1 protein-coding gene is annotated in these 644 nt (G+C 49.8%); it reads left to right on the forward strand.

The window, feature by feature from the left end; translation table 11 throughout:
- Nucleotides 1-644, forward strand: a 644-nt coding sequence (locus R7Q11_RS27065) for a BCCT family transporter (protein ID WP_225467097.1), incomplete at both ends; no start/stop codon positions are given.

Here is a 644-nt window from a genome sequence, read left to right on the forward strand (position 1 = left end):
AGGGTTGCCACTGACCATGCGTTCCATCTTCTACCCGCTGTTTGGCGAACGAGTTTGGGGCTGGGTAGGGCACATTATCGACATTCTTGCGGTTGTTGCGACGGTATTTGGTCTGGCGACATCGCTCGGCTATGGCGCTTCACAAGCAGCAACAGGTTTGAACTTCTTGTTTGGTGTGCCAATGACCGACACAACTCAAGTCGTGTTGATTGTAGTGATCACGGTATTGGCGCTGATCTCGGTGGTTGCAGGCCTTGATAGTGGGGTAAAACGTCTGTCTGAAATCAACATGATTCTGGCGGCGATGTTGCTGTTCTTTGTGATCATCGTTGGCCCAACAATGGCGATTTTGACTGGCTTTTTCGACAACATTGCGTCGTACATCACTAACATTCCCGCATTGTCTATGCCGTTTGAACGTGAAGACGTGAACTATTCGCAAGGTTGGACGGCGTTCTACTGGGCTTGGTGGATTTCTTGGTCACCATTCGTGGGCATGTTTATCGCTCGCGTTTCACGTGGACGTTCGGTTCGTGAATTTATCATCTGCGTTATTTTGATTCCTTCGACGGTTTGTGTGCTTTGGATGACCGCTTTTGGTGGCACAGCGATTAGCCAGTACGTGAATGACGGTTACGAAGCCG

It is taken from the genome of Vibrio sp. 970 (assembly GCF_033339075.1).